General features: G+C 70.4%; 3 protein-coding genes. All 3 read left to right on the forward strand.

From position 1 onward, the window contains the following. Positions 1-384 precede the first annotated feature (384 nt). Positions 385-861 (forward strand): division/cell wall cluster transcriptional repressor MraZ, encoded by a 477-nt coding sequence (locus tag G6031_RS16930; protein WP_179525058.1) that lies wholly within the window; start codon positions 385-387, stop codon positions 859-861. A gap of 187 nt (positions 862-1,048) precedes the next feature. Then, positions 1,049-2,071, forward strand: coding sequence for a 16S rRNA (cytosine(1402)-N(4))-methyltransferase RsmH (gene rsmH, locus G6031_RS16935; protein WP_182653895.1), 1,023 nt, complete (start codon positions 1,049-1,051; stop codon positions 2,069-2,071). Further along, on the forward strand, positions 2,068-2,758 hold a 691-nt coding region (locus G6031_RS16940; protein ID WP_182653896.1), incomplete at its 3' end, for a hypothetical protein. The genes rsmH and G6031_RS16940, both read left to right, overlap by 4 nt.

Below are 2,758 nucleotides of genomic sequence, written 5' to 3' on the forward strand. Positions count from 1 at the left end.
GGGCGAGCGCATCCGCGCTCGCCCCTCCCGCCTATTTCGGCGGCGAGCGTCTCGGCCGCGTGGGAACTCGGTGATGCCGGATCGCCCTGCGGCGGCGCGCCCCACCGTGCGCCCCCCGGCTCTCCACTTCGCCCCACCGGGGGTCCATCATTCGCCCCTAGGGTGTGAAATAGTCACAGGAACCACATCTGTTCGCCGACTGTGGCCGTCTCCGGCGTGACTCCCGGCGGGTTCTCCAGCTGGTCACGGGTCGACAGGGTGCTCTGAACTGCAGAGATGTAAGTCGGTGGGGAGAAGTGGGGCACAGGCCTTGTTTGTGGGGCGTTGTGGGGTACAGTGGGGGACGCGAGGAGCTCGAAGGGGCCTGAACCCAGGAGGTGGCGGGTGACCGACACCGATCCCACCGACTCCGAGCGTGAACGAGCCTTCGTCGGGTACGGGACGCACCGTCCCAAGCTCGACGACAAGGGGCGGCTGACGATCCCCGCCAGATTCAGGCCTGGCCTGGCCGACGGGGTGGTCGTGTGTGGGTGGTTCACCAACACGCTCTCGGTCTTCCCGGAACGCGAGTTCGACGCGTTGGTCAGAAAGGTCCGGCCGACCGCCAACCTCAGTGAGAGGCACATGGCGTTCTTCCGGCTCCTGGTGAGCGGCGCGGAGGTCCAACAACTCGATTCGCAGGGACGGGTCTCCATTCCGGCGAGTCAGCGGAACTACGCGGGCCTCGGCAAGGACTGCGTGGTCAACGGCCTCGGAGAGCGTCTCGAAGTCTGGGACGCCGAGGCCTGGGACCGCTACAGCGCGGAGAACCTCCCCGTGTTCTCCGAGATGGAGGGCACCTCGCTGGGGATCGAGTTCTGATCCCCGGGACGGACCAGCACGACGGAACGACGGAACGACAGCACGACTGCACGACGGACGGAGCCCCCCGGCCCCTGCCCGGCACCACCCTGACGTACTTCCCCAACGCCAGGTGGGTACCGGACGGGGACCAGGGGGCTCCACCACAACCGGAGCACCGATGACATCCGGACGCGAGGGAGGCGACATGGCGGAAGAGCCCGACTCCGACCGCGCGGCTGCCCGGTCCGGTCACATCCCCGTCTTCCTCGACCGCACCCTCGAACTCTTCCGGCCCGTCGTCGACTCCGCGGCCGCGGAAGGCCGTCGCCCGGTGATCGTGGACGGCACGCTGGGTCTGGGCGGTCACACCTCGCATCTCCTCGCCGAGTTCGACGACCTGAGGGTGGTCGGGGTCGACCGCGACCCCGAGGCCCGCGAGATCGCCACCCGCAGACTCACCGCCTACCGGGACCGGTTCACTCCCGTGCACGCCCGCTTCGACGACTTCGATTTGATCGTGGACAGCCTCCCCGAGGACGCGAGGGACGCGGCCGGCCCGGCGATCGACGGCGTGCTGCTGGACTTCGGGGTCTCCTCGATGCAGCTCGACGTGGCCGAGCGCGGTTTCGCGTACTCGGTCGACTCCCCGCTGGACATGAGGATGGACCCCACCACCGGCCCGACCGCCGCCGACATCCTGGCGGACTACCCGCGTGACGACCTCGCCAGGATCTTCCGCGTCTACGGCGAGGAGCGGTTCGCGCGTCAGATCGCCTCCGCGATCGTGCGTCGCCGTGAGACAGATCCGGTCGCCTCCAGCGCCCAGCTCGTCGAGCTGCTCTACGACACCATCCCGCAGGGCGCCCGCCGCACCGGTGGGCATCCGGGCAAACGTGTCTTCCAGGCGCTGCGCATCGAGGTCAACGCCGAGCTCGAGGCCGTGGAGAACGCGGTCCCCGGGTACCTCGACCTGCTGAGGGGTGACGGGCGGGCGGTGTTCATGGCGTACCACTCGCTCGAGGACAAGATCGTCAAGCGGGAACTGACCACCCGGACCGCCTCGCGCACCCCGGCCGGTCTGCCGGTGGAACTGCCCGGACACGGTCCCGAGTTCGAGGCCGTGACCCGCGGTGCGGAGAAGGCCTCACAGTCCGAGATCGATCACAACCCGCGCTCGGCCTCGGTCCGGGTGCGCTGCGTCCGGCGTATCGACGGGAGAACCCCATGACGAGCACGATCGACACGTCGGATCCCGCCGACGACCTCGACACCCGGCGCGGCACCACCACCGAGGGCGCCGAGCCGGTCAGAGGCGTCGGGGCCGTGGGCCTGCGCCGGAAGCCGGTCACCCGCTCTGTCCGGGGCCGCCGGACGGTGGTCGTCCCCGCGGAACGGCTGAGTCCCGCCGACCTCGCGGGGAGGATCCCCTTCGTCGTCGTCATGCTCCTCCTCATCGGTACCGGCGTCGGCGGCACGCTCCTGCTGTCCGCGCAGACCACCCAGGACACCTACAACCTCAAGAACGCGCGTGACGCCAACGTCCAGCTCGTCGAACGCATGGAGGCCCTCCAGGCGTCCAACGAGCGCGCCCGGTCGGCGGAGGTCCTGGCCCAGCGCGCCGAGAAGCTCGGGATGGTCGGGGTCGCCAGCGCGCCGATCCTCACCAGGGGTTCGGACGGCGTGATCGAGGTGGTCGGCGAGCCCGAGGCGAAGCTCGGCGCGCCGGTCAAGCCGCTGCAGCCGGCTCCGGTAGCGTCCGAACCGTCGACGTCGCCCGACCGGGGCGGATTCGACGCACCGCCCGCGCAGGCGCCCCAGGACAGGACCCCTCGCGGGGTCGCCCCCGTCCCGTATCCGCCACTCGCCGCTCGTCCGGCCCCCGTCGCGCCGCCGGCGCCGATGGACCAACCCGCAG

Source organism: Dietzia sp. CQ4 (assembly GCF_014145125.1).
Taxonomy (GTDB): Bacteria; Actinomycetota; Actinomycetes; order Mycobacteriales; family Mycobacteriaceae; genus Dietzia; species Dietzia natronolimnaea.

What these genes read in the sequence shown, in the direction of transcription:
- rsmH (WP_182653895.1), top strand. Translation starts at nt 1,049, where the DNA reads ATGGCGGAAGAGCCCGACTCCGACCGCGCGGCTGCCCGGTCCGGTCAC.